Annotated in this window: 37 protein-coding genes; 7 read left to right on the plus strand and 30 right to left on the minus strand. The window is 70.6% G+C overall.

From position 1 onward, the window contains the following. The coding region (locus Mth01_RS08545; protein WP_239089479.1) for a helix-turn-helix domain-containing protein at nucleotides 1–300 on the minus strand (300 nt) is incomplete at its 3' end. Nucleotides 301–386: 86 nt separating this feature from the next. Between Mth01_RS08545 and Mth01_RS08550 the strand changes: the two genes are divergently transcribed. Continuing rightward, a complete protein-coding gene (locus Mth01_RS08550) occupies nucleotides 387–635 on the plus strand; it encodes a hypothetical protein (protein ID WP_204014093.1) in 249 nt (82 codons plus the stop codon). Nucleotides 636–718: 83 nt separating this feature from the next. On the opposite strand, the gene Mth01_RS08555 is transcribed toward Mth01_RS08550, so the two are convergent. The 24 genes from Mth01_RS08555 to Mth01_RS08670 all read right to left on the minus strand — a co-directional run bounded on the left by Mth01_RS08555 (nucleotide 719) and on the right by Mth01_RS08670 (nucleotide 9,178). Next, entirely contained in the window at nucleotides 719–922 is a 204-nt protein-coding gene (locus tag Mth01_RS08555; protein ID WP_204014097.1) for a hypothetical protein, read from the minus strand. Beyond that, the gene (locus tag Mth01_RS08560; protein ID WP_204014100.1) at nucleotides 919–1,092 is read right to left on the minus strand and encodes a hypothetical protein; all 174 of its coding nucleotides are present in this window, start codon (nucleotides 1,090–1,092) and stop codon (nucleotides 919–921) included. The genes Mth01_RS08555 and Mth01_RS08560 overlap by 4 nt, the downstream gene beginning before the upstream one ends. Further along, the gene (locus Mth01_RS08565) at nucleotides 1,089–1,247 is read right to left on the minus strand and encodes a hypothetical protein (RefSeq protein ID WP_204014103.1); all 159 of its coding nucleotides are present in this window, start codon (nucleotides 1,245–1,247) and stop codon (nucleotides 1,089–1,091) included. The genes Mth01_RS08560 and Mth01_RS08565 overlap by 4 nt, the downstream gene beginning before the upstream one ends. Further along, nucleotides 1,244–1,483: a hypothetical protein gene (locus tag Mth01_RS08570; RefSeq protein WP_204014106.1), complete on the minus strand. Its 240-nt coding sequence runs from the start codon at nucleotides 1,481–1,483 to the stop codon at nucleotides 1,244–1,246. Before Mth01_RS08570 ends, Mth01_RS08565 begins: the two co-directional genes overlap by 4 nt. Continuing rightward, nucleotides 1,480–1,701, minus strand: a complete 222-nt coding sequence (locus tag Mth01_RS08575; protein ID WP_204014109.1) for a hypothetical protein — start codon at nucleotides 1,699–1,701, stop codon at nucleotides 1,480–1,482. The genes Mth01_RS08570 and Mth01_RS08575 overlap by 4 nt, the downstream gene beginning before the upstream one ends. After that, the gene (locus tag Mth01_RS08580; protein ID WP_204014112.1) at nucleotides 1,698–1,934 is read right to left on the minus strand and encodes a hypothetical protein; all 237 of its coding nucleotides are present in this window, start codon (nucleotides 1,932–1,934) and stop codon (nucleotides 1,698–1,700) included. Before Mth01_RS08580 ends, Mth01_RS08575 begins: the two co-directional genes overlap by 4 nt. Further along, entirely contained in the window at nucleotides 1,927–2,205 is a 279-nt protein-coding gene (locus Mth01_RS08585; protein ID WP_204014115.1) for a hypothetical protein, read from the minus strand. The genes Mth01_RS08580 and Mth01_RS08585 overlap by 8 nt, the downstream gene beginning before the upstream one ends. Continuing rightward, entirely contained in the window at nucleotides 2,202–2,420 is a 219-nt protein-coding gene (locus Mth01_RS08590; RefSeq protein WP_204014118.1) for a hypothetical protein, read from the minus strand. The genes Mth01_RS08585 and Mth01_RS08590 overlap by 4 nt, the downstream gene beginning before the upstream one ends. Beyond that, nucleotides 2,420–2,890, minus strand: a complete 471-nt coding sequence (locus Mth01_RS08595) for a hypothetical protein (RefSeq protein WP_204014121.1) — start codon at nucleotides 2,888–2,890, stop codon at nucleotides 2,420–2,422. Before Mth01_RS08595 ends, Mth01_RS08590 begins: the two co-directional genes overlap by 1 nt. Then, the gene (locus Mth01_RS08600) at nucleotides 2,887–3,444 is read right to left on the minus strand and encodes a hypothetical protein (protein ID WP_204014124.1); all 558 of its coding nucleotides are present in this window, start codon (nucleotides 3,442–3,444) and stop codon (nucleotides 2,887–2,889) included. The genes Mth01_RS08595 and Mth01_RS08600 overlap by 4 nt, the downstream gene beginning before the upstream one ends. Beyond that, nucleotides 3,441–3,647, minus strand: coding sequence for a hypothetical protein (locus Mth01_RS08605; RefSeq protein ID WP_204014127.1), 207 nt, complete (start codon nucleotides 3,645–3,647; stop codon nucleotides 3,441–3,443). Before Mth01_RS08605 ends, Mth01_RS08600 begins: the two co-directional genes overlap by 4 nt. After that, nucleotides 3,637–3,975, minus strand: a complete 339-nt coding sequence (locus Mth01_RS08610) for a hypothetical protein (RefSeq protein WP_204014130.1) — start codon at nucleotides 3,973–3,975, stop codon at nucleotides 3,637–3,639. Before Mth01_RS08610 ends, Mth01_RS08605 begins: the two co-directional genes overlap by 11 nt. After that, a complete protein-coding gene (locus Mth01_RS08615; protein ID WP_204014132.1) occupies nucleotides 3,972–4,226 on the minus strand; it encodes a hypothetical protein in 255 nt (84 codons plus the stop codon). The genes Mth01_RS08610 and Mth01_RS08615 overlap by 4 nt, the downstream gene beginning before the upstream one ends. 62 nt (nucleotides 4,227–4,288) lie before the next feature. Beyond that, nucleotides 4,289–4,717, minus strand: a complete 429-nt coding sequence (locus Mth01_RS08620) for a hypothetical protein (protein WP_204014134.1) — start codon at nucleotides 4,715–4,717, stop codon at nucleotides 4,289–4,291. Between the two features lie 85 nt (nucleotides 4,718–4,802). Next, entirely contained in the window at nucleotides 4,803–5,099 is a 297-nt protein-coding gene (locus tag Mth01_RS08625; RefSeq protein WP_204014136.1) for a hypothetical protein, read from the minus strand. Further along, nucleotides 5,089–5,274 carry a hypothetical protein gene (locus Mth01_RS08630; RefSeq protein WP_204014138.1) on the minus strand — a complete coding sequence of 62 codons (186 nt, stop codon included), beginning with the start codon at nucleotides 5,272–5,274 and terminating at the stop codon, nucleotides 5,089–5,091. Before Mth01_RS08630 ends, Mth01_RS08625 begins: the two co-directional genes overlap by 11 nt. Beyond that, the gene (locus Mth01_RS08635; protein WP_204014140.1) at nucleotides 5,261–5,500 is read right to left on the minus strand and encodes a hypothetical protein; all 240 of its coding nucleotides are present in this window, start codon (nucleotides 5,498–5,500) and stop codon (nucleotides 5,261–5,263) included. Before Mth01_RS08635 ends, Mth01_RS08630 begins: the two co-directional genes overlap by 14 nt. Nucleotides 5,501–5,599: 99 nt before the next feature. Further along, nucleotides 5,600–6,532 (minus strand): recombinase RecT, encoded by a 933-nt coding sequence (locus Mth01_RS08640; RefSeq protein WP_204014142.1) that lies wholly within the window; start codon nucleotides 6,530–6,532, stop codon nucleotides 5,600–5,602. Further along, a complete protein-coding gene (locus tag Mth01_RS30110; protein ID WP_204014144.1) occupies nucleotides 6,532–7,548 on the minus strand; it encodes a YqaJ viral recombinase family nuclease in 1,017 nt (338 codons plus the stop codon). Before Mth01_RS30110 ends, Mth01_RS08640 begins: the two co-directional genes overlap by 1 nt. After that, entirely contained in the window at nucleotides 7,545–7,988 is a 444-nt protein-coding gene (locus Mth01_RS08650; protein ID WP_204014147.1) for a hypothetical protein, read from the minus strand. The genes Mth01_RS30110 and Mth01_RS08650 overlap by 4 nt, the downstream gene beginning before the upstream one ends. Beyond that, complete coding sequence (locus Mth01_RS08655) at nucleotides 7,985–8,341, minus strand: hypothetical protein (RefSeq protein WP_204014149.1); 357 nt, start codon at nucleotides 8,339–8,341, stop codon at nucleotides 7,985–7,987. The genes Mth01_RS08650 and Mth01_RS08655 overlap by 4 nt, the downstream gene beginning before the upstream one ends. Then, complete coding sequence (locus tag Mth01_RS30275; RefSeq protein WP_204014151.1) at nucleotides 8,338–8,646, minus strand: helix-turn-helix domain-containing protein; 309 nt, start codon at nucleotides 8,644–8,646, stop codon at nucleotides 8,338–8,340. The genes Mth01_RS08655 and Mth01_RS30275 overlap by 4 nt, the downstream gene beginning before the upstream one ends. A 61-nt stretch (nucleotides 8,647–8,707) precedes the next feature. Next, the gene (locus Mth01_RS08665; RefSeq protein ID WP_204014153.1) at nucleotides 8,708–8,941 is read right to left on the minus strand and encodes a helix-turn-helix domain-containing protein; all 234 of its coding nucleotides are present in this window, start codon (nucleotides 8,939–8,941) and stop codon (nucleotides 8,708–8,710) included. A gap of 3 nt (nucleotides 8,942–8,944) precedes the next feature. Then, nucleotides 8,945–9,178 (minus strand): helix-turn-helix transcriptional regulator, encoded by a 234-nt coding sequence (locus tag Mth01_RS08670; protein WP_204014155.1) that lies wholly within the window; start codon nucleotides 9,176–9,178, stop codon nucleotides 8,945–8,947. 243 nt (nucleotides 9,179–9,421) lie between these two features. On the opposite strand from Mth01_RS08670, the gene Mth01_RS08675 reads away from it, so the two are divergent. The 3 genes from Mth01_RS08675 (at nucleotide 9,422) to Mth01_RS08685 (ending at nucleotide 11,612) form a co-directional block, all read left to right on the plus strand. Next, nucleotides 9,422–9,850, plus strand: coding sequence for a hypothetical protein (locus Mth01_RS08675; RefSeq protein WP_204014157.1), 429 nt, complete (start codon nucleotides 9,422–9,424; stop codon nucleotides 9,848–9,850). A 147-nt stretch (nucleotides 9,851–9,997) separates the two neighbouring features. Further along, nucleotides 9,998–10,366 (plus strand): hypothetical protein, encoded by a 369-nt coding sequence (locus tag Mth01_RS08680; protein WP_204014160.1) that lies wholly within the window; start codon nucleotides 9,998–10,000, stop codon nucleotides 10,364–10,366. Nucleotides 10,367–10,409: 43 nt separating this feature from the next. Then, the gene (locus Mth01_RS08685; RefSeq protein WP_204014163.1) at nucleotides 10,410–11,612 is read left to right on the plus strand and encodes a tyrosine-type recombinase/integrase; all 1,203 of its coding nucleotides are present in this window, start codon (nucleotides 10,410–10,412) and stop codon (nucleotides 11,610–11,612) included. 121 nt (nucleotides 11,613–11,733) lie between these two features. Here the strand turns inward: Mth01_RS08685 and Mth01_RS08690 are convergent, their stop codons facing one another. The 3 genes from Mth01_RS08690 to Mth01_RS08700 are packed head-to-tail and all read right to left on the minus strand — an operon-like array spanning nucleotide 11,734 to nucleotide 13,338. Further along, nucleotides 11,734–11,904: a hypothetical protein gene (locus Mth01_RS08690; protein WP_204014167.1), complete on the minus strand. Its 171-nt coding sequence runs from the start codon at nucleotides 11,902–11,904 to the stop codon at nucleotides 11,734–11,736. A gap of 18 nt (nucleotides 11,905–11,922) precedes the next feature. Next, nucleotides 11,923–12,237, minus strand: coding sequence for a hypothetical protein (locus Mth01_RS08695; protein ID WP_204014170.1), 315 nt, complete (start codon nucleotides 12,235–12,237; stop codon nucleotides 11,923–11,925). Nucleotides 12,238–12,297: 60 nt separating this feature from the next. Further along, nucleotides 12,298–13,338: a glycoside hydrolase family 18 protein gene (locus Mth01_RS08700; protein ID WP_204014172.1), complete on the minus strand. Its 1,041-nt coding sequence runs from the start codon at nucleotides 13,336–13,338 to the stop codon at nucleotides 12,298–12,300. Between the two features lie 93 nt (nucleotides 13,339–13,431). Here Mth01_RS08700 and Mth01_RS08705 point away from each other — a divergent pair, with 93 nt between their 5' ends. The 3 genes from Mth01_RS08705 to Mth01_RS08715 are packed head-to-tail and all read left to right on the plus strand — an operon-like array spanning nucleotide 13,432 to nucleotide 18,444. Beyond that, the gene (locus Mth01_RS08705) at nucleotides 13,432–14,349 is read left to right on the plus strand and encodes an LLM class F420-dependent oxidoreductase (RefSeq protein WP_204014174.1); all 918 of its coding nucleotides are present in this window, start codon (nucleotides 13,432–13,434) and stop codon (nucleotides 14,347–14,349) included. Nucleotides 14,350–14,404: 55 nt separating this feature from the next. Continuing rightward, nucleotides 14,405–15,907, plus strand: coding sequence for a 3' terminal RNA ribose 2'-O-methyltransferase Hen1 (locus tag Mth01_RS08710; protein WP_204014176.1), 1,503 nt, complete (start codon nucleotides 14,405–14,407; stop codon nucleotides 15,905–15,907). Beyond that, nucleotides 15,907–18,444, plus strand: a complete 2,538-nt coding sequence (locus tag Mth01_RS08715) for a polynucleotide kinase-phosphatase (protein ID WP_275408908.1) — start codon at nucleotides 15,907–15,909, stop codon at nucleotides 18,442–18,444. Before Mth01_RS08710 ends, Mth01_RS08715 begins: the two co-directional genes overlap by 1 nt. Nucleotides 18,445–18,570: 126 nt before the next feature. Here Mth01_RS08715 and Mth01_RS30115 read toward each other — a convergent pair whose 3' ends face one another. Then, a complete protein-coding gene (locus Mth01_RS30115) occupies nucleotides 18,571–18,696 on the minus strand; it encodes a hypothetical protein (protein ID WP_275408909.1) in 126 nt (41 codons plus the stop codon). 308 nt (nucleotides 18,697–19,004) lie between these two features. Beyond that, entirely contained in the window at nucleotides 19,005–20,996 is a 1,992-nt protein-coding gene (locus Mth01_RS08720) for a ricin-type beta-trefoil lectin domain protein (protein ID WP_204014178.1), read from the minus strand. Between the last annotated feature and the right edge of the window lie 109 nt (nucleotides 20,997–21,105).

The raw sequence follows: 21,105 nt of genomic DNA on the forward strand, positions 1-21,105 counted from the left end.
TGACCATGGGTCCATGAGCTTGTAAACGATCTCCCCGTGTCGGCCGCGAGCGTCACGGGACTGCACGCGGACCAGGTAGCCGTACTTCTCCAGTTGCCGCAGGGCGGCCCGTACCGCGTCCCGGCCGTCTTCGTCGGAGGCGGCGATGATCGCGGCCTGGCTGATGACGAAGCCGGGGCCGTGCGAGGCGAGCCAGCCGAGGACGCCGCGCGCCTTCCAGCCCAGCCGCCGGTCCCGCAGCCAGTCGTTGCTGATCTGCGTGAACCGATCGGCTGGCAGAGGCCCCCGCCATATGCGCATCAGGCCTGTCCCTCGTTTCCGATAGAAATACGTACCGAGTGCAGGATATAGGTTCCCGAACAAGCAACGGGTTTTATTATTCGGAAGTGACAACCCTGACCTGCCACCATGAGGAGGTGGACGACGACGTGAGGACCGAACTGGAAGAGGCCGCAGCCGCCTACCTGAACGCGCCGAAAAAGCTCCAGGCCGCGATCGTGCGCGCGGGCGAGCAAGGCGAAACCGCCGTGGAGATCGCCAAGACGATCAGCTTCGCGTACTCGCCGGACTACGTCGCGCGGATCATCCGCGAAGCGCTCGGCCCGCGCCGCCCTGGCCGCCGCAAGGCGGACTGACCTTCCCGCATGCCTGAGCGGCCGGACCATCACCCGGCCGCTCTTCGTCGTTCCGACCTGCACATCTCTCCCTGCGCCGCTGGTCACTCCTCCCGGGGCGGGACCTGTCTTCGGTCGTCTTCCAGCCAGGCCAGGGCGCGCGCCCGGGTCTCCCCGCTGATGACACCGCGGCGCATCGCGTCCAGCAGCCCGGCGCAGATCCCGAGTTCGGCGGCGAGGCCGTCCCATGTGAGGCCGCGCTCGCGGCGGCGGGCGTTGAGGGCGGAGTGCAGCCGCTGAGGCGTCACCGGGTCACCTCGCCGTCTCGTCCGGCGCGGCAGTGGCCGCCGGCCCGTCCGGTCCAGGTGAGGTCAAGGCGGTCCAGCGGGGGGTAGTGCGCGGCGGGCGTGCCGTCCCGGCGCTGGACTACCGCCCGGCCGCAGGTGGGGCAGGTGGTGCGAGGGCGTGGTGTGGTCATGTCGGCCTCCTCACGGTGACGCACCAGCCGACGCACGCCGGGCTGGTCGAGCCGCAGGTGCGGCACGGCAGGCAGCGCAGGCAGATCGTGGCGCGGGGCGAGCGGTAGACCTTCGGCCAGTGGCGGGCGCGCAGGCACGCGATCAGCTGCCTCATCGCCGCTCCTTGATGATCAGGGCGATCGCCACGATGACGGTGAGCGGCCACAGCAGGCTGTAGGCGATGGTCATCACGAGCAACGCGGTGCGGTAGGACCAGCCGGCCATCCGCTGCATGTCGCCTAGCGCGACGGCGAAGTGGTCCGGCCGAATGAACGCGGCGAACGCGAGGACGGCCAGCCAGCCGAACGCGCCGAGGACGTACAACTGGAGCCACAGCTCGACGGCGCTCACTCGGCACCTCCGTCCGTGACGAGCCCGGACAGGTGCTGTAGGGCGTCGGCCATCTGGTCTTGGGCGGTGAGGTCGGCGATCACCTGGCTCTTGGGCTCGCCGAGCATGGCGGCGACCTGCGCGGCGGCGTCCCGGCTGACGAGCCACGAGCGGACGTACATGACGCCGCGCTCGTCTTCGACGCCGATGGAGACGGTGGCGGTGACGTCGGGCGTCATCCGAGGTCACCGCCGATCCTGACGATGCCGGGCGTGGCCAGGTAGGCCTGGCGGGTGGCGGCCTTGGCCTCGGCGGTGGCGATGGACTCGGACAGGTGGGGGCCGAGCGTGGCGGCGAACTCGTCGGCGCCGATGGGGCAGACGTGCCAGGTGCGGGTGTGGGTGGTGCCGTCGGGGTTGCGGATGCTGATGCCGAGGTAGGCGGTGCGGTCGTCGGGCGGGTGGTCACACATCGGCGATCCCCCCGGGGGCGTTGGCCTCGTCGAGGACGGAGCCGTCGAGGGCGTCGCGGTCGGCCTGGTCGCCGGGGTCGAGCGCGGACTCGATGGTGGCGACGGCGTCCAGCAGCTGGGCGCGGAGCCGCTCGACCTCGCAGAGGAGGTCTCGGCGGTCGGCCTCGGCCTGAGTGAGCGCATAGCGGGGGTCGGTTGCGAGTCTCAGGCTGATGTCGTCACGGCGGCGGATATCGGCGAGGCGCTCGCCGGTCATGGGTTCGGTGGTCATGGGTTCTCCGTGAGGTGGTAGCGGTGGTTGCCGTCCGGGGCGTCCACGCGGACGGCGCGGCACTCGCGGATCAGCACGGCCAGGACGGCCGACACCGTCGCCGGGCCGATCCCGGGATGCCGCAGGGACGCCGCGTGAGCGATGGCGTAGACGGTCAGGCCGGGCCCGGCCGCGGGGAGCAGCCGGGCGATGTCGTCGACGCGGAACGTGGCCATCACGGCCCCTCGATGACGGGCGAGGGGTGGACGGCCGCCGGGCGGTCCTGTACGGCGGGGCTCGTCGAGGCGACGGACATGATCGTGACCAGCGCGGCCAGCCACACCACGGCGAAGACCAGACTCCCGGGCCGGATGGCGGGCCGGCCGGTGCGCAGGATCAGCGGGCGCACGTGCCAGGCCCCGCACGGGCAGCGGCGCACGCGGAGGAACGCGCCCCGCAACAGGCCGCCGTGGCGGGCCTGCCGCAACGCTGCGCGGGCGTGGCCGTAGGTGGGGTGCGGGTCCAACGCCAGGTGCGGGCAGGCCTCGACGTCGATCCATTCCTCCTGCGGCCAGAGCCGGTCATGCCAGTCGGCGAGGAGGTCGTCCGTGGCGTCCGGGTGCGTGGTGTAGGAGTCCGGGTGCCCGGGCGGGAGCCGTACGGGCTCCTCGAGGAGCCGGGCGTGTGGGAGGCGGCGGCGGGTCACTCGATCACCTGCCCGAAGAGGACGGCTCCCGCCGCCTGGGCGACTGCGCGCAAGGCGTTCACGAACGCACCGCCCGGAGCGCCCTCCGGTGTCGGGTAGAAGTGCTGCTCGACCGCTCCGGTGTCGCGGCGCCGGGTGGCCGACCAGAGCCGGCCGTGGATGTCGGCGCAGTAGGCGGTGGCGAGTTCGACGGCGTCTTCGCGCTGGTAGAAGCGCCGCTCCAGGCGGTCCCGCTGGAAGCGCGCTTGCTCGTCGTCGCTGGCGTCGTCGGATGGGGCCATGACGGCGTGCGCTTCGAACAGCAGCAGGAAGGCGTGCAAGGTGGAGACCTCCTGCTGCTGCTCCACCGCCGTGCGGGCCACCTTCACCATGAGGGCCGGGTAGTCGGTTGGGTGCACGCTCGGGTCGATCGCGGCCAGGGTGCCGGTCGTGATCTGCTCGCCGTCCCAGTGCAAGGTTCGGAACTCGTGCAGGGTGTCCCACTCGTGGGCATCGAGGGCCTGGCGGACGGTGGCCGCGAGGACCTCGCGGCCGGGTATGGGGCGGCGGGTCATGCGGTCACCTGGCGCAGGTGCGAGACGACCACGGCCTCGCGGATGGGCGGCTCACCATCGATGATCTGGTCCCACGTGACGTAGGCGACGCCCTCGCCGCGCAGGATGGCGACGCCGTCGACGGTGCCCAGGCGGCGGCCGCGGCGGACGCGGGACCCGGGAGGGGTGAGGACGTGTAGCAGGGCCAGGGCGTCAGTGCTCATCGGTGTCCTCCATGGGGGTGTCGTGGTGGTGGGTGGCGGCGAGCAGGGCGGCCTCGGCGGGGGCGGTGGCACGCTCGCGGTCGCGGCGCTCGAGTTCGGCGCGGACGATGGCGGCGTACCGCTCGCACGCCTGGCTGGTGGCGTAGGCGGTGTCGATCGCGGCGCGCAGGCGGGTGTCGTCGGCGTCCAGCGGGGTGCCGATCATCAGGCCGTCGATCCACAGCAGGACCGTGGACTCGGCGACCTCGACGCGGATGGTGTCGGGGGTGGCGTGGCGGTGGCCGGAGTAGACGGCGACGGGGTACGCCTCGGCGGGGATCTGGCTCATGCGGGGTCTCCCGTGGGTCGGCGGGTGGTGCGCTCGTGGGCGATGTGCAGCTGCTCGGCCATCACGCGGGCGGCCTGGGCGAACTGGTCGGCCATGTGGGGGTCGGTGAAGTCGAGTTCGATGCCGCACACGGCGAGGGTCGCGACGGGCTTGCCGGTGACCTTGTGGCGGATGCCGAGGAACTCGGCCTGGCCGGTGAGGTTGAGGCGTCCGGCGACCTGAAAGGCCGGGGTAGCCTGTTTGTCGATCATGTCCAGCTCCTTGCTGGTTGGGGGTCGCCCGCCGGGGAAGCGGCGGGCGACCACAGGTCGGACTAGAAGGGGCTCGGCTCGTACCGGGTCCACTGCGAGGTGGAGATGGTGCGCTCCCACGGCGTGCCGAGGTCCGGGCGGTCCCCGGCGGCGCGTTCGGCGATGGAGCGGTTCACGCCGGAGTAGGGCCCCGGCTTGTCGCCGTCGGGGGTCAGCGCGTACTCGTGGCGGTGGTCCCGGCCGTGCCAGGCCTCCAGCTCGGCGCGCGCCTGCCGCAGCTCGGCGATCAGCGCGGGCATGTACTCCAGCAGGATCTGTGCCGCTTCCTTGCCCTCGGCGCTCGCGCCCTCGACCAGGTGCCTCGCGTGGATGTCCGTGAGGACGCCGAGGTCGACGGGCGGCTCGCCCTCCAGCTCCGGCGCCTCGGGCTCGCGGTCGTCGTCCATCTCACGCGGGTCGACGTCGCGGCCGTACTCGTCTTCGACGATCACGGGTTGCTCCTCTCGTCGTCGTCGCATACGTCGGCGGTGATCGCGTCGATCAACCCGGCGGCGAAGTCGTCGCAGCTCTGGCACATCAGGGGGTCTCCTCTTCGGTGCGATTGGTTCGGGGCGTGTCGGGGTTGGGGGTGCGTGCGGCGAGGTCGGGCCGGCCGCACACGAGGCCGATCGCGGCGATGTGCGGGCAGATCCCGGTGGCCGGGCAGGTGCACGACCACTCGCCGTCGCGGAGGGAGATCTCGTGGCGGCCGGTGTGGCCGTAGGCGACGGCCGCGACACGGAGCGGGGCGGTCCCGCCGTAGGAGGCGGCGCGGATGACGGCCCGGCCCTCGCGGATGTACGCGAGGGCGCGGGAGCGGGTGTCAGTCGCCATCGGGCACCTGCCCCACCTGGGGCGTGTACCAGTAGCCGTGCTCGCCGTCGTGGTCCTCGTAGTCGCCACACTTCTCGCCGGGGGCGTCGGGGTTGGGGGCGCCGCAGGGGCCCGGCTCGGTGGGCGGCTCGACGATGCCCAAGCACTCGGCGCAGTGGCACTCACTTGGCCACATCGGGCTTCACCCCCGCGGCCTCGACCCATGCCACCAGGTCGGGCTGCTCGTCCCAGTAGCCGGCGGCGACGGCACCCGTGAGCGCGGTCGCGGCGGCCTGGGCGAGCGTCGCGTGGATCTGCGCGGCGGCGAGCAGGAAGCGCTCCTGGTCGCTGCCGGGCTGTGCGGCCTTGGCGTCCTCCAGGACGCGCTCGGCGTCGCGGTAGTGATCAGCTCCGCTTGCCATTGGTGCCACCTCCGGTCTCCTGCCGGACCTCTTCGGCGATCTCCTCCGCCATGTGGGCCAGCTCGCCGATCAGGTCGTCGCGGTCGCTGGGCCTGCTCATCAGAAGCCGCCTTCCGGCTGGTTGACCGGCGGCCAGCCGACGTCAGGCCCGTCGGCCGGCGGCTCCGGAGCGGGGTCGGTGGGCGGCTCGATGGCGCCGGGCTCGACCTGGCCCTCGATGGTGGGCCGCTCGGTGACCTCGTCGGCGGGGGCGTTCGGGCTGATGTCCACGCGGATGCCCTCGTCCACGGTGGCGGCGATGGCCAGTTCGGTGGACAGGGGGATCATCTTGAGCAGCGGGCCACGGATCATCGTCTTGCGGGCCATCTCCACGAACTGCGCGGGGTCGGCCCACGGGCCGATGACCTGCCCGTCCTTCTTGGCCATGGCGTAGCGGTCGCGGTGAGCGGCCATGTCGGCCTGCGTCCACGGCTCGGTGAGGGCATATCCGCCCTGCAGCCGGGCCAGGGCGTAGTACAGGCGGGGCTCGCCGCGCGGCCCGTCCACGTACGGCTCGTGCTCCAGGACGTCGCCGTCGAGGTTGTAGGCGAGGCGGAACCGGTCGTTGCTGTAGACCACACGCGAGGCGATCGAGACGACCTTGTCGTGCCGGTAGCCCAGTTCGACGTACCCCCGGTAGCCGATGATCAGCGTGGCGTCGCGGCGGCCCTCCTTGCCGTTCCACATCGGCAGGAGCCAGGCGTGGCCGAGGCCTGCGACGCCGGGTCGGAGACCGAGCTGGGCGCACGTCATGAGGCCGCCCAGGATGGACGGGGCGTAGCACTCGGCGAGCTTCGGCGTGGCCCGCAGGCACGTCATCGCGTCGCGGATCAGCTGTGCCGCCTCGATGCCGCGGGGCATCGCGGCCTGGAAGTCGGCCTGGTGCTGCACGATGCGCGCGCCGACGGTCTGGATCTGGTCGGCGAGGGTGGCCGGCTGCTGGGTGGCGGCCCCGCGTGCCTGCTCGGCGCGCTGGGTGAGGTTGCGGCCCATCAGGCCATCAGTCCCTTCTTCTTCGGGAGGAAGACGCGGCCGCGGTAGGCCGCGTACAGGTCGGGGTGGGCGGCCTTGAGTGCCGCGGTGTCGAGCTGGGTGACGGTGGCGGTGAACTCGGCGGCCAGGGCGGGGTGTTCGGCGACGAAGGCGGCGGCGTCGAAGTCGCCGGTGTTCTTCCAGGTGGCGACCTGTACGCCGTTGTGGGTGGCGACGTTCGCGCCGCCCATGAGGGCGGTGGTCTCGTTCTTGACGGCGTCGCGCTGCCCCTTGAGGGTTTTGATCTCCTCAGCCCAGCCGAGGGAGGCGCGGAGCCGGGCCACCGTTGCGGCGTCCAGCTCGACTTCCCGCTCGGCCGCGTGCGGGTACAGCTCGGCCAGCGCGCGGGCGGTGGCGTCGGAGCCGTCGAGGGCGGGGGCGGTGCCGTCCTGCACCATCTGCCACAGCTCGGTCTCGGCGTCGATCAGGACCTTGATGAGCCGCTCGTCACGCTCGACGTGGCGGATCTCCAGGCGCTGCCCGCCGATGAGAGCGGCGGCGTACCCGTGCTTCAGGCCGGTCACGGCGAGGTAGTGCTGCAGCTGGGCTTCGGCGGCGTCGGCGACCTGGTCGTCATCCCAGTCCGACGCCCGGTAGGCCGACGTGGTTTTGATCTCCAGGATGCCGCCGTCGGCGGTGAGCCGGTCTACGGAGGCGAGCTGCCAGGACCGCTCCAGGTTCCGCATGAGGCCGCATGTGCGGGTCGGGATGCCGGTGCGGGCCTCGAACTCCTCGGCGATGACGGGCTCCAGCTTGCGGCCCCACGCCATCACCTCGGAGTCGTCCTGCTCTCGCAGGAGGCCGGACTTCTCGGCCCACACCTGGTAGCGGGAGCCGTACTGCGACAGCCCGAGCACGGCGAGCGCGTCGGATCCGCCGATGCCCTTCCGGCGGGCGGCCAGCCACTGGGGCCGGGGCGCGTCGGCGGGAAGGATGAGGACGCCGGTCGGGGTGACCAGTTCAGCCGTGGTCGTCATGCGTCCACCTCGACCGTCTCGGTGACCGGCCAGGTGTGGACGGGGCACGACCCGGAGCCGTCGCAGGCGCACGAGACATCGGGCGCGTCGACCAGGGGCGGGGTGGACAGCTCGGCCGCGGTCAGGCCGGGAACGTGCGGGGCCCCGTTCCAGATCTGGACGGTCACGCCCTGGTAGGTGCCGGTGACGGCCAGACGCGCCGAGGTGGGGGTGTTCCCGTAGGGCTCGTACTCCCAGACCGGGCCGTCCAGGAGAGGGGTCCACTGGTGGAGGGCGATCCGGGTCTGGTCGAGGCTGACGGCGTACAGCTGGCCCCGGATGGTGCCGTCCTCGCGGATCTCCCACGTCCAAATCTCGGGGGCGGGGATGGTGAGCAGGTGGGCGAGTACGAGGGCGGCGGTCCGCTGCTGGCCGGCCGCGGGGGCGATGGTGGTGGTCACTGGTCACCGTCCTTGGCGGGCTTGGGGTGGACGCGGGTGATGGGGCCGTGCCCCTCGTGGATGAAGGTCCACAGGCTGCGGCGGCCCTTGGTGTCGATGAGGTCGCCGTCCGTGGTCGCCCAGTAGTGCTCGCCGCGGTTGTCGGCCCAGATCTGGCCGGGCTGGGGCGTGCCGTCGGCCGGGGTGGTGCGGCGGAGGGTCACCATGTGCGTGTCGAGCCGGACGGTGACCAGCTCGGCCGGGCCGTCGTCGAGGCGGAGGGCGAGGGTCACCACGTTGTCCGTCTGGGAGACGACGGTGGCGGGGGCGGTGAACTGGAGGACCTCGCGAGGCTGGTAGGTGGGCGTGTTCATCGGGCGTCGTCTCCTTCGGTGTCGTAGCCGTCGTCGTAGTCGGCCTGTTCGCGCCGGTACTCGGCCTCGGCCCACTCGTCGAGCGGGGGCCCGGCGCGGTGCGGCACGGGGGCGGGCGGCTTGGACTCGCCGCGCAGGATCGCCTCGACCTGGGCGCGGTAGAAGCGGCGGTGGTTGCCGATGGTGCGGATGCTGTCGAGGCGGCCGGCGTTGGCCCAGCGGGTGACGGTCTTGGGGTCGACGCCGAACGCGGCGGCGACCTCACCGAGGGCCATCATCGAGTCGGGCTGGGTACGGTGTTGCATGTATCCCTCCTTGGGATCTGGCGCCCCCGTGTCGCCTCGGTCGGCCGGGGGCGTCGGCATGTCAGGTGGTGCGCCTGCGTGCGGGCTTGGCGGGGGTGGTGCGGGCGGCGATGTAGGCGTGCAGGCCGTCGCGGGGGACGCGGGTCCGGGACCGCTTGGAGCCGGGGGGCGCGATGTCGGTAGACGGCAGGGCGCCGCGTGCGATGAGGCGGGCGACGGTGTTGTAGCTGCAGCGCAGTTCCTTGGCCGCCTCGGGGATGGTGAGGAGTGCGGTCTCGTTCTCCGGCTTGGTCATTTTTCACTTCCTCTCTGTGGCTGATGATTTTGCAGACAGTGCGGGCCGAAAAAGATGATCGGCCGGGATGTCCAGGGCGGTCGCGATGGCGGTTGCGGTTTCCTGGCTGCAGGTGCGTTTGCCGCCGAGGATCATCACGAGAAATCCCCGTGACCTGCCGATTTCTTTGGCCAGGGTGGTGACGTTGTGCTTGCCCGTCATGGCCTGCCGGAGCCGGGTCGGGTCCGTGAGGGTCATGCCACGGGGTCGTGCCATGGGCTGGTGCTCCTGATTGCTCGTGGGGAACCCTGGGTGGTGCTGGATGATTCTTCAGACACCGTAACGGATCGCTTTGGGGTTGGCAACAAATCCGCGCGGTGACAACTGCGTCACTTGACCGGCCCCCGTATTGTTGTCACCTGCATAACGGTGCAGACTCGGACGAGTTGGCGATTCATCAGCCACCGTTCGCCAGGCGAGGGCAACCAGGAGGGCGACCAGATGCCGCCGCAGACCGAGACGCCGCGGCCAGACGAGAGCATGCTGCCGCTGAGCGCTGCCGTCTGGGACCACCTGCGCGAGCAGGCCGGCGACAGCCTGCGTTCGCTCGCCCGGCGGTGTGTCGATCCGGCGACCGGGATGGATCTCAAGCGGCCGTGGCTGGCCGACCTCGCGGCCGGGGACATCGGCAGGGCTCCGGAGCTGTGGCGGTTGCGGGCGCTGGCGGCCGGGCTGGGGCTGCCGCTGGGACGGGTGCAGTTGCTGGCGGCGCGGCAGTGGCTGGGGATCGACCTGGAGGCGTTGGACGTCCGGGTGGGCGAGGGCGATCATGTAATCGTGCCGGTGCCTGCGAGTTTGAGCGAGGCGGGCCGGGCGCGGGTTGTGAAATGGGCGCGGCGGTGGGCGGAAGATCAGGCCGACGAAAGCTAACTCTCAGGTTACTCAAGGGTTACTCTCGAATTACTTTCAGGTTGCCGTCTTTATTCGCGGTTTCGGGTGCGTAATACTCCCATTCCCGGATCGTGAATCATCCTCAATCGGCGCGGAAGGGCACTGCGTGACCACATGCCTGGAACGGTGCACTATCGCCTAATCCCATCAGAGCGGCTGCCGTACGGGCCGGTCGCCCTACGCCTGCGGCCGGACGGCCGGGTCGTCGCCGCCATCGCCGACGATCAAATAGATCCCGTGCTGGCCGCCGAGCTCGGCCGGGTGGGGAGCGCTATTCTGCGGCCGTACGCCCGGCGGGTCGAGCCGCAGGCCGTGCCCGTGCTCGCCTGCCGGATCGAGCGGGTCGCGACGGTGCCCGTGGGGCTGGTCTCGGCCGAGGTCGTCGGCCATGTGCTGCGCGTGCGCGTCCCACGCGATCTGCTGAGCAAGGCCGCCGCGGCCGGCCTGTCGGTGGCCGCGACCGCGCTTATGCAGCACTTCAGCAGCGGTTTATGAATTTCTTTCACAATTCCATTCCCATCCCAATTGGAGGCTTCCCGTGCCCTCCTATCGAAAACTGCCGTCCGGGCTGTGGCAGGCGTCCGTGCGCCTGCCGTCCGGGCGGCGAGTCACGAAGACGGACAAGCTGAAAAAGGTCGTCCAATCATGGGCGTCCGAGCAAGAGGCGCTGATCGCGCGAGGCCATCGGGTGGATCCGCGCGCCGGGCGGATCACGGTCGCCGAGTGGCATGCGAAGTGGTGGGAGGCTCGCGTCGTCGAGGACGAGACCCGCCGCGGTGACGAGACCACGTGGCGGCTCCACGTCGAGCCGCATTGGCGGGAGTGGCGCCTGGGGGATGTCGGCCGGATCGACGTCCAGAAGTGGGTGCGCACCCTGCAGAAGGACGGCGTCGGGCCGCATGCGATCCGGCACGCCTACAACCTGCTCGTCTCCCTGATGGGGGATGCGGCGATGGAGGGGCTGATCCCCGTCAGCCCGTGTCAGAAGATCGACCTCCCGGCCACTCCGCCGAAGGCTCCCGCGTGGTTCACGCGCGAGCAGGTCGATCTGATCCAGGCCGAGCTGCCGCCTGGGCACGCGGTCATGACGGAGTTGATGTGCTACGCGGGCCTGCGCTGGGGCGAGGCCGCCGCGGTGGCCGGGGCCGATCGGGACGATGAGGTCGGCAACCCGGTCGACTGGCTGCGGGGGAAGATCCGGATCCGGGGGGCGATGAGCCAGGGCGGCAAGTGGAAGCCGTACCCGAAGAACTCCGCCAGCCGTGGGGAGGTGCCGGTGCCGCGTCACGTGCTGGACATGATGGCGCCGCTGCTGGCGGGCCGGGCGCGGGATGGGTGGGTGTTCGTGGCGACGCGGCGCGCGCCGGGCAGCGACAGGGGTACGGCGGAGCGGCCGACGCTGAGCGGCAGCAACTGGACGAACCGGTTCGTGGCGGCGATCAAGGCGGCGAACAAGAAGATCGAGGCGGCGAACAGGGGGCTGCCGGCGGATCGGCAGCGGGCGCCGATTCCGGCGTACAGCACGCATGACTGCCGGCATACGGCGGCGAGCTGGCTGGTGCAGGCGGGGGTTCCGCTGTATGACGTTCAGCATCTGCTCAGGCACGCCTCGTATCAGACGACGATGCGGTATGCCCATCTGGCGCCGGACGCGCACAACGCGGTGGAGAGCGGCTGGTCGAAGATCATCGCGCATCAGGGGCGCACGGCCCCTGATCGGCGATCAGGTGAGGGTGGCTGACCTGGAGTTTCTGCAGATGGATGTGTACCCGATGACCCACCACGTGGAGTGCGTGGCGCTGCTGGTCAGGGAGTAATCATGGAAAGCCCCGCATCATCCGGTGCGGGGCACTTCCGTCGCATTACGTCTGATCGGGGGCGGTGTGGTCCACGCAGACGGCGACGCGGGCGAGAAGATCACGTATCTCGATCTGGCGGGCCTTCAATTCGGCAAGGTCTGCGATGAGGTGGTCGAGCCGCAGTTCCATTCTGGACTGTCCGACCATGCTGGCCGCAATGTCGCCTTTGGTCATAGTTGTCGGTTATATTGATCAGACGTTCACGCCTTCCAGCCGGGCGACGACGCGGGCGAGGAGGTCACGGGTCTCGATCTGCCCGGCCTTCAGCTCCGCGATATCATCTCGCATGATCGAGTTGTTCTTCTCGATGCTGCCGACGGATCGTTCCAAAACACCGAGGCGACCTTTGATCTCGGCCACGTCTGCGACGACGCGGTTGAGTTTCAGTTCCATGCCGGCCTGTCCGGCCTTGACAGAAGCGACGTCGCCTTTGATCTCCGCGGTGTCGCTTCTGACTTCGCGTATGTCGGACTCGACGGTGCCGACGCGTTGTTCGAGGTAGGGCATGCCGCTGAGCATATGAGTTCTCCTGTGGGGCGGGGGGTCGAACGATGACTTTCGTGGAAGCTATTCGGCCAGGTCAGAGAGGGTGCGGATGACGGATTTCGGGGGTTTCGCACCGCGGAGTGACAGCCAGGCCAGGCCGTGCCTCGCGCGGAAGGCGGCCAGCCGCCTGGCTTCGGCCACGCCGAGATCGCGGGGGTCGGACAGCACGGGTGTGAGGGCGATCCGCCGCCAGGCCGAGGTGCCGTCGACGTCCAGCAGGCGCTGCAGTTGCCCCTGTGCCGACCGCGCGGCCGCGGCCAGCCCGTGGAGGCCCCGGGAGGACGGGACGAGCAGGTTGACGGTGTCGATCTCCGCGCCCGCCGTCCGGACAGCGCGGAGCATGCTCATGTCCGCCGCGGCCATGCCGTACTCGGAGGCGGGCAGCGTGAAGGTGATGCTGATCGGCCGGCCCCGGTCACGTGAGTCGCGCTGCAGCCGGGCGATGGCGGCCGCGCGGCGGCGGGTGGCCGCGGCGTCCGCCGAGTCGTGGACCTCGAAGTCGAGGCCGGCCGGATCGAACGTCCTGATCACCCGCCGGTAGGCCGCGATGAGGCGGGCCTCGCTCGGACACGAGGCCGACAGTTCCGATCCGTACGGCCCGCCGAACGCGATGTCGGCGTCGCCGCCCTCGGCCCGGAACAGGGCGAGCCGGTCGGCGACCGGGATGTGGTCGAGCGCCGGGCGGCCGGCCCATCGGCCGGTCCATCGGAGCGTGCACCCGTCCGGTCCGGCCGTGAGGTGGCCGATCGTGTACCACCTCGCCCGGGCCGCCGTCGGTCCCGCTGAGGCGTCCACGAACTCGGTGTATGTCCGTCCGGGGGTGACCGGGAGCGGATCCGGCACCGCCGAGGCCGGCGGCGGCATCGGCGTCGTGGCCGGCTTCGTGGTCGGCGTCGTGGTCGTACGGATCGCCCTGACCTGGTGCGAGACGACCATGGGCTCGGCGGAGGTGGGCAGCAGCCAGAGCGCCAAACCGGTACCGAAGACGAGCGTCGACGCCCCCAGGAAGACGAGGAACCGGGGTGGGGTGCCCGCTTCGCGGGCAGGCCGTGCCGACTCCATGCCGACTCCACCATTCACCACGAGGAGTTGTTGAATGACTACGTCATGTCAACGCTAGCAAGGAGCCGGGGAGGGCGAGGTGATAATGGACGGGTGAAATTGAGGATCTTCACTGAGCCCCAGCAGGGTGCGAGCTACGACGACCTGCTGAGCGTCGCGCAGGCGGCGGAACGGCTAGGGTTCGACGGCTTTTTCCGTTCTGACCATTACCTCCGAATGGGGGCCGGTGATCCCGAGCCGGGTCCCACCGACGCCTGGGTGACGCTGGCGGGCCTGGCCCGCGAGACGTCCACGATCCGGCTGGGGACGCTGGTGACCGCGGGAACGTTCCGCCTGCCGGGGCCGCTGGCGATCGGCGTCGCCCAGGTCGACCAGATGAGCGGTGGCCGGGTCGAGCTGGGTCTGGGCACCGGCTGGTTCGAGGAGGAGCACACCGCCTACGGCATCCCGTTCCCTCCGCTGGGGGAGCGGTTCGAGCGGCTCGAGGAGCAACTGGAGATCATCACGGGTCTCTGGACGGCGGCCAAGCCGTTCTCGTTCGAGGGGGTCCACTACCGCCTCGTGGACTCTCCGGCGATGCCGAAGCCGGCGCAGCGGCCCCGGCCCCCGATCATCCTGGGCGGCACGGGACCGCGGCGCACGCCGCGGCTGGTCGCGAGGTTCGCCGACGAGTACAACGTGCCGTTCAACCGCGTCGCCGACACCGGGGCCGCCTATGGCAGGGTGCGGGAGGCGTGTCAGGCGGTGGGACGTGGTGCGATCACGCTGTCCGCCGCCCAGGTGGTCTGCGCCGGCCGCGACGAGAACGAGATCGCCCGCCGTGCGGCTGCCATCGGCCGCGACGTGGCGGAGTTGCGCGTCAATGGCCTGACCGGCACCCCGGACGAGATCGTGGAGAAGATCAAGGAGTTCGCCCAGATCGGTGCGGAACGGATGTATCTCCAGGTCCTCGACCTCGGTGACCTCGAACACCTGGAGCTGATCGCGGCCGAGGTGCTCCCGCACGTCTGATCGGTCCTGCTGAATTCGGTAGCGGATGAAAGGGGCATCCGGCACACTTTGCCGGGTGCTCCTCACGATCTCGACCACCGCGCGCCCGGCCACGGACCTCGGCTTCCTCCTGCACAAGCACCCTGACCGGGTGCAGGAGTTCGGCCAGTCGTTCGGCACGGCACGGGTCTTCTACCCGGAGGCGGATGAGGACCGGTGCACGGCGGCACTGCTGGTGGAGGTCGATCCCGTCCGCCTCGTCCGCTCGCGCGGCAGGTCGTCACCCGACTTCTCTCTCGGCCAGTACGTCAACGACCGTCCGTACGCGGCCTCCTCTCTGCTCGCGGTGGCTCTCGCCGATGTGTTCCGTACGGCACGGGCCGGCCGGTGCGCCTCACGGCAGGAGCTGGCCGACGGCCCGATCCCGTTGGAGATCGCTCTGCCCGCGCTGCCGTGCCGGGGCGGAGCCGATCTCGCGTACCGGCTGTTCGAGCCGCTGGGCTGGACGGTGGACGCGGCGGCGGTGCCGCTCGACGAGCGCTTCCCGGAGTGGGGAGACTCCCGATATCTGCGGCTCGCGCTGCGCGGTGCGGTACGGCTGGCCGACGCGCTGAACCACCTGTACGTGCTGCTGCCGGTGCTGGATGACGCCAAGCACTACTGGATGGCCGGCGACGAGGTCGACAAGCTCGTCCGCGCCGGGGAGGGCTGGCTCGCCGCCCACCCCGAGCGTGGCCTGATCACGCGCCGTTACCTCGGCCGGCGTGCCACGCTCACCCGGGAGGCCTTCGCCCGCCTGGCCGAGATCGGCGACGACCTCGAGGAGAGCCTGGAGCCGCCGGTGGAGGAGGAGGCCGCCGCGGCGACGACGGTCGAGACGGGCACCGGCCCTGGAGCCGACCCCGCCGCCGACCCCGCCGCCGACCCTGGCGCCGACCAGGGCGGTGAAGCCGGGGCGCCGCTGAACGTGCTGCGCCGGGAGGCGGTGGTGGCGGCCCTGGAGGAGGTCGGCGCCCGCACGGTGATCGACCTCGGCTGCGGATCCGGGCAGCTGCTCTCCGCGCTGCTGGCCAGGCCGGCCTTCACGCGGGTCGCGGGGATGGACGTGTCGGCGCGGGCACTCGCCCTGGCCGGCCGCAGGCTCAAGCCGGAGCGCATGCCCGACGCCAAGCGTGCCAGGCTGGAGTTGTTCCAGGGGTCGCTGACGTACACCGACACGCGGCTCGCCGGGTACGACGCCGCGGTCCTGATGGAGGTCGTCGAGCACGTCGATCCGCCGCGGCTGCCCGCGCTCGAACGGGTGGTCTTCGGTGCGGCCGCGCCGACGCACGTCATCGTCACCACGCCGAACGCGGAATTCAACGTGCGATACGAGTTCCTGGCCCGGGACGACGGCACCCCGGTATGGCGGCACCCCGACCACCGGTTCGAGTGGACTCGCGCCGAGTTCGCCGAGTGGGCGGCCGGGGTCTGCGAGCGGTACGGCTACGCCGTGACCCAGCGCCCGGTAGGGGAGCATGACCCCGAACTGGGATCCCCCACCCAGCTCGCCATCTTCACTCGTCTGGGGAGGCAGTAGTGACCGAAGTGACACCGTCAGAAGCGGCGCGGCCGACGGTGAGCCTGCCGGAGATGTCGCTGGTGGTGCTGGTGGGCATCTCCGGGAGCGGCAAGTCCACCTTCGCGGCGCGGCACTTCCGGCCCACCCAGGTCGTGTCGTCGGACTTCTGCCGGGGACTGGTCGCCGACGACGAGAACGACCAGACGGCCACGCCGGACGCCTTCGACGTCCTCCACTACATCGTCGGCACCCGGCTGAGACGCGGCCTGCTCACGGTCGTGGACGCCACCAACGTGCAGTGGGAGGCGCGCAAGAAGCTGATCGAGCTGGCCCGCGCGCACGACGTGCTCGTCGACGCCATCGTGCTCGACGTGCCGGAGGAGGTGGCGATCGCCCGCAACGCGGACCGGCCCGACCGCTCCTTCGGCCCCCAGGTGATCCGTCGCCAGCGCAAAGACCTCAGGCGATCGCTCGGCAGGATCGGCAGGGACGGCTTCCGCCGGGTGCACGTCCTGCGCGGGGAGGAGATCGACCGGGCCGTCATCGGCTATGAGAAGGCCTGGAGCGACCGGACCGAGCTGACCGGTCCCTTCGACATCATCGGCGACGTGCACGGCTGCCGGTCCGAGCTGGAGTCGCTGCTGCGCCGCCTCGGCTGGGACGTCACGCCGGACGGCGCCGTACACCCCGAGGGCCGTACGGCGGTGTTCGTCGGAGATCTCGTCGACCGCGGTCCGGACACGCCGGGCGTGCTCCGCCTGGTCATGGGCATGGTCGCGGCCGGAAACGCCCTGTGCGTGTGCGGCAACCACGAGCAGAAGCTGGTCCGCGCGCTGGCCGGCCGTGCCGTACGGGCCACCCACGGCCTGGAACGGTCGCTGCTGCAGTTCGACGCCGAGCCGGCGGAGTTCCGGGAGGCCGCGCGGGCGTTCATGGACGGGCTGCTGAGCCACTATCGGCTCGACGGCGGCCGGCTGGTGGTCGCGCACGCGGGGCTCAAGGAGGCCTACCACGGCCGGGCGTCCGGCCGCGTCCGGGCCTTCGCTCTCTATGGCGACACCACGGGGGAGACCGATGAGTACGGCCTGCCGGTGCGTTACCCGTGGGCGGACGAGTACCGGGGACGTGCCATGGTCGTCTACGGGCACACGCCGATCCCGGAGCCCGAGTGGGTCAACAACACGATCTGCCTGGACACCGGGGCGGTCTTCGGCGGGCGGCTGACCGCCCTGCGCTATCCCGAGCGGGAGCTGGTGTCGGTCCCGGCGGAGCAGGTCTGGTACGAGCCGGTACGGCCACTCGCCGCGCCCACGGCGGTACGAGATCCCGGTGTCCTCGACATCGGCGATGTGGACGGCACGCGTTACGTGGAGACGCGGTACGGCGGCCGCATCAAGATCGCGGAGGAGAACTCCCGGGCCGCACTGGAGATCATGAGTCGGTTCGCGGTGGATCCCCGCTGGCTGGTCTACCTCCCGCCGACGATGTCGCCGCCGGAGACCTCGACGCTCGACGGTTTCCTGGAGCACCCGTCCGAGGCGTTCGAGGAGTTCGCCAAGGCCGGCGTCGCGCGGGTGGTGTGCGAGGAGAAGCACATGGGCTCCCGGGCGATAGCCGTGCTGGCCCGGACCCCGGATGTGGCCGCGAAGCGGTTCGGCGTCGCCGACGGCTCGGCGGGCGTCGTCTACACCCGCACCGGCCGCCCGTTCTTCGACGATCACGTCCGCGCCGCCGGACTCGTCGACCGCCTGCGCGAGGCGGTGCGACCGCTCTGGCGGGAGTTGGACTCCGACTGGATCGTGCTCGACTGCGAGCTGCTGCCGTGGTCGGCCAAGGCGGAGGGCCTGATCCGTGAGCAGTACGCCTCTGTCGGTGCGGCGGCCGCGGCGGCGCTGCCCGAGACGGTCGCGGTGCTGGAGCAGGCCGCGCGGCGCGGCCTGGACGTGGCGGGCCCGATCGAGCGCGCCCGGCTGCGGGCACGCAACGCCGTGCTGTTCCGGGAGGCGTACGCACGTTACTGCTGGCCGGTTTCAGGTCTCGAGGGCGTACGGCTCGCACCGTTCCAGATCCTCGCCTGCGAGGGCGGGCCGGCGGCCGCGGAACGGTCGCATGATTGGCATCTGGATCTACTGGGCCGCCTCGACGCGGAAATGATCGCTCCGACCCGGCACGTCTTCGTCTCGCTCGACTCACCGGAAGATCGGGCCGCGGCCGTCGCATGGTGGTCGGCGCTCACCGAGGCCGGGGGCGAGGGCATGGTCGTGAAGCCGGCCCAGTTCACGTCGGCACAGTTCACTCCGGGGCGGGTGCAACCGGGGATCAAGGTTCGGGGGCGGGAGTATCTGCGCATCATCTATGGGCCCGACTACACGGAGTCGCTCGACGTGCTGCGGCGCCGGTTCACCGGCAAGAAGCGCTCGCTGGCGCTGCGGGAGCACGCGCTGGGGCTGGAGGCGATCACCAGGCTGACCGAGGGCGAGCCGCTGTGGCGTGTCCATGAGGCGGTCTTCGCGGTGCTCGCACTGGAGTCCGAGCCGGTGGACCCGCGCCTGTGATCGGCGGCTGTGATCGGCGGCTGTGATCGATGTCTTTGACCGCGCACCCGTGAGGCCTCGGGCCATGGACCCGCGTGTGGATCCGCCCAGTGGAGCAGTGGAGCCCGCGCGGGTCCGGGGTGCGTCTCAGTTGCCGTTGGCGTTGCTGCAGACGGGCGTTTCGGCCGTCTCCAGCTTCCTGATCCTGATCTTCGTAGCCTGGGTGCTCCAGGTCGCTGCCCTTACTGCGGGTGCCGTGTTGACGGAGTCCATCTGCCCCTCCAGGCGTCACCTTGATCGTTCGCCCCGGACCGGGTCTGGTCAAGTCACAATTCGGCGGACGCGTCGCCGGAAGAGTGACGCAGATCACTTAAGGCCGTACTATGGAAGGGAACATAGGCCGAGACCTGAGCGTTATCTCGGTAAGACGGGACCGTTCCGCTTTGAGAGGGCTGGGGGGTGCTCTTGGAGCGGGACAGTCCCGTCTTTTCTTGTTCCTGTCTTGATTCCTGCCGCCTCGGGGTGGGCCGTGGGTGTCGGCACGCCCCGGTGACGGGGAGCGTGCCGACGTCTGTCTCAGATCAGTAGATGTCCACGGTGAGGAACTTCCAGGGGTCGGCGGTACGGCTCGGCCCCGGCGTCCAGCGCTGCCCCGACTGTCCTGTGACCGGCTGCAGCACGATCCGCGCGTTGTTCGCCGTCCCGGACGCGGCGATCGCCCACCCGTCGTCCTTGCGCGAGGTGTAGACGCCGTCGGTCAGGTCCCACCGCATCGACGCGGAGTACTGGCCGACCGCGGAGGCGCAATGCGCCACCTGGATCGGCTGCCCGGCCCGGACCGTGCCGCCTTCCAGGTCGATGCAGAACGCCGGGTCGGCCAGGTTGTGCACCTGGCCGGAGACCGGGTTGTAGCCCCAGAACTGGTCGGTGTTGCCGTCGCAGGTGTAGAGCAGCAGGTCCGCACCGCTCTTCGGCATGCTGCCGGGCACGTCCAGGCACTTGCCGGCGTAGCGCAGCTCGGTGTAGGTGAACGACTGCTTGGGCTCCCAGGTGAAGACCTGCCGGGCGTCGCCGCCGTCGCAGGCCGCCAGGACGAGCTGGTCGCCGTGGGCCTTGGCCGTACCGGGCAGGGTGGCGCAGAGCGACGGCGCGTCGGCGGCGTGCAGGCGGGCGCCGTCGTAGGTCCACCGCTGGGCGGCCCCGGCGTGGCAGTCCCACACCTGCACCGCGGTGCCCGTCTTCAGGGCGCCGCCGTTGATGTCCACGCAGCGGTCGTGGGAGAGCTCGGTGTGCAGCGTCTTCTCCGCCGGGTCGTACCAGAACGCCTGGTTGCGGGCGCCGTCGCAGGCCCACGAGCCCAGCTTGCGCCCGTTGCGAGAGGAGTTGCCCTCCACGTCCAGGCAGTTGCCGGTCGCGGCGTGCCGCAGTTGCCGGAACTCGGGCGTCCCCTGGTAGAGCCGCGGGGCGAGTGAATCCGCCGGCAGCATGCAGGTGGCCTGGCTGTCGGCTGAGTTGTAGAACAACCCGAGGCAGGCGCCCATGGCGGCGTGGCCCGAAGAGTTCGGATGGAAGGACTGCTGGGTCGCCCGGGGGTTGAGGATGTCCCCGTTCACCGCGAACAGCCCGGTCACCCAGGGGCTGTCCATGCACACCTCGCGGCCATGGAAGAGCCGGCCGGCGTCCAGGTAGCGGGCGCCGGCCTGGAGGGCGGCCTGCCGGATGCCCTGTTCGAAGATCGGCACCGCCTTGTTGCGGGCGAACGCCGCGTCGGCGAGGTAACCGGTGCAGCCGCCGGCGTACCAGCCGGGGAACTTCGGGTTGTCCTCCACGTCCGGGCTCATCGGGCCCGGATAGGACATGGAGATGAGCTGGTAGTCCCCGGGGGAGTACCCCGCGTCCGCCATGATCTGCTCGATGTCGGTCAGCGCCTTGGCCACCCGAGGCACGATGTAATCGACCTGCTGCTGCCACGCCGGGTCGTACTTCGGCCAGCAGACGCCCTGGAGGAGCACGCGGCGCGTCACGCAGTCGGTCACGGTGGGGCCGAACTCGACGCCGCCGAAGTCGTTGGCCCCGACCACAACTGTGATCATCTTGATCCGGGTGTTGCGGGCCTTGATCGCGAGGTTGTCTCCCTGGTTGAGCTCGTTGTACTGGTGGGAGCCGCCGATCACGATGTCGTCGGTCCGCCCGCCGGAGCAGGCGAGGTTGTAGGTCGTGTCGACCGGGATCCCGGTGACGTGGATCGCGGCCTTGACGGAGCGGTGGCACCAGTTGTCCGGGCCGTTGGTGCCGGGCTCGTAGAGCGAGGAGTCGTAGGCGCCCTCGCCGGAGATCTCACTGTCGCCGAGCGAGGTGAGGGAGGTCTTGCGCTGGTCGAGGGGGCGGATGGCGTCGTCGCCGTAGAGCTTGATCGCCTCTCCCTTGCGGATGGCCTCGAGCTCGGGCGGCAGGGGCCTGATCTCCGTCAGGGACGGTACGGCTTGGGCCGGCGGTGCGATGATCATCGCTCCGGCCAGGCAGGTCAGGGCGGACAGGACCGCCAGGACCAGCCTGCGGGGACGGTAAGGCATGGCTACCTCACTTGGGGTGGGGGTGATACCGCAAGCGCTCGCTACTCACAGGTAACTGCGAAATCCGGCGAAGGTGAACAGGGCTCATGTATCAAATCGGTCTCATTGC

The sequence above is a fragment of the Sphaerimonospora thailandensis genome (assembly GCF_016863115.1).
GTDB lineage: Bacteria > Actinomycetota > Actinomycetes > Streptosporangiales > Streptosporangiaceae > Sphaerimonospora > Sphaerimonospora cavernae.

Coding starts and splice junctions, on each gene's coding strand:
- Mth01_RS08590 (WP_204014118.1), bottom strand. CDS start 2,420: ATGGCCACGTTCCGCGTCGACGACATCGCCCGGCTGCTCCCCGCGGCC.
- Mth01_RS08560 (WP_204014100.1), bottom strand. CDS start 1,092: ATGACCACACCACGCCCTCGCACCACCTGCCCCACCTGCGGCCGGGCG.
- Mth01_RS30115 (WP_275408909.1), bottom strand. CDS start 18,696: ATGGACTCCGTCAACACGGCACCCGCAGTAAGGGCAGCGACCTGGAGC.
- Mth01_RS08690 (WP_204014167.1), bottom strand. CDS start 11,904: ATGACCAAAGGCGACATTGCGGCCAGCATGGTCGGACAGTCCAGAATG.
- Mth01_RS08630 (WP_204014138.1), bottom strand. CDS start 5,274: ATGTGGCCAAGTGAGTGCCACTGCGCCGAGTGCTTGGGCATCGTCGAG.
- Mth01_RS08585 (WP_204014115.1), bottom strand. CDS start 2,205: ATGACCACCGAACCCATGACCGGCGAGCGCCTCGCCGATATCCGCCGC.
- Mth01_RS08695 (WP_204014170.1), bottom strand. CDS start 12,237: ATGCCCTACCTCGAACAACGCGTCGGCACCGTCGAGTCCGACATACGC.
- Mth01_RS08615 (WP_204014132.1), bottom strand. CDS start 4,226: ATGATCGACAAACAGGCTACCCCGGCCTTTCAGGTCGCCGGACGCCTC.
- Mth01_RS08600 (WP_204014124.1), bottom strand. CDS start 3,444: ATGACCCGCCGCCCCATACCCGGCCGCGAGGTCCTCGCGGCCACCGTC.
- Mth01_RS08580 (WP_204014112.1), bottom strand. CDS start 1,934: ATGTGTGACCACCCGCCCGACGACCGCACCGCCTACCTCGGCATCAGC.
- Mth01_RS08565 (WP_204014103.1), bottom strand. CDS start 1,247: ATGAGGCAGCTGATCGCGTGCCTGCGCGCCCGCCACTGGCCGAAGGTC.
- Mth01_RS08635 (WP_204014140.1), bottom strand. CDS start 5,500: ATGGCAAGCGGAGCTGATCACTACCGCGACGCCGAGCGCGTCCTGGAG.
- Mth01_RS30110 (WP_204014144.1), bottom strand. CDS start 7,548: ATGACGACCACGGCTGAACTGGTCACCCCGACCGGCGTCCTCATCCTT.
- Mth01_RS08575 (WP_204014109.1), bottom strand. CDS start 1,701: ATGACGCCCGACGTCACCGCCACCGTCTCCATCGGCGTCGAAGACGAG.
- Mth01_RS08640 (WP_204014142.1), bottom strand. CDS start 6,532: ATGGGCCGCAACCTCACCCAGCGCGCCGAGCAGGCACGCGGGGCCGCC.
- Mth01_RS08670 (WP_204014155.1), bottom strand. CDS start 9,178: ATGACCCTCACGGACCCGACCCGGCTCCGGCAGGCCATGACGGGCAAG.
- Mth01_RS08700 (WP_204014172.1), bottom strand. CDS start 13,338: ATGGAGTCGGCACGGCCTGCCCGCGAAGCGGGCACCCCACCCCGGTTC.
- Mth01_RS08675 (WP_204014157.1), top strand. CDS start 9,422: ATGCCGCCGCAGACCGAGACGCCGCGGCCAGACGAGAGCATGCTGCCG.
- Mth01_RS08665 (WP_204014153.1), bottom strand. CDS start 8,941: ATGACCAAGCCGGAGAACGAGACCGCACTCCTCACCATCCCCGAGGCG.
- Mth01_RS08605 (WP_204014127.1), bottom strand. CDS start 3,647: ATGAGCACTGACGCCCTGGCCCTGCTACACGTCCTCACCCCTCCCGGG.
- Mth01_RS08610 (WP_204014130.1), bottom strand. CDS start 3,975: ATGAGCCAGATCCCCGCCGAGGCGTACCCCGTCGCCGTCTACTCCGGC.
- Mth01_RS08655 (WP_204014149.1), bottom strand. CDS start 8,341: ATGAACACGCCCACCTACCAGCCTCGCGAGGTCCTCCAGTTCACCGCC.
- Mth01_RS30275 (WP_204014151.1), bottom strand. CDS start 8,646: ATGCAACACCGTACCCAGCCCGACTCGATGATGGCCCTCGGTGAGGTC.
- Mth01_RS08720 (WP_204014178.1), bottom strand. CDS start 20,996: ATGCCTTACCGTCCCCGCAGGCTGGTCCTGGCGGTCCTGTCCGCCCTG.
- Mth01_RS08625 (WP_204014136.1), bottom strand. CDS start 5,099: ATGGCGACTGACACCCGCTCCCGCGCCCTCGCGTACATCCGCGAGGGC.